The sequence below is a fragment of the Gilvimarinus sp. 1_MG-2023 genome, from assembly GCF_030548285.1.
Window position 1 is genome coordinate 1 of sequence record NZ_JAUOSC010001803.1, and the last position, 233, is coordinate 233.

Genomic DNA, 233 nt, shown 5'->3' on the forward strand with positions numbered 1-233 from the left:
GCTGTGATGTGTCTCCCCAGATATGGCGGCCTTGGCCGCTTTTTACCAACGTCGGCCGTTGGCAGATTTGTGCCTTTGTGCCGAAGCCTCTGTAACATCGGTGACGACATTCGTCGTTGCTGCCTGTTTTCCTTTCTCTGATAGCGCTTCTGTGTGGTTTGCCGCTCTGGTTATTTGACGGTTGGCGGTGCTGTAATCTTGCCTGGTTAATGAATATTCATGCTGGGCCGTAT

The 233-nt window shown here is 51.9% G+C and carries 1 protein-coding gene; it reads right to left on the reverse strand.

Annotation, left to right across the window (positions count from 1 at the left end):
- Window positions 1–42: 42 nt before the first annotated feature.
- Window positions 43–233: hypothetical protein (locus Q4563_RS22915; protein ID WP_303606191.1), on the reverse strand; the 191-nt coding region annotated here is incomplete at its 5' end.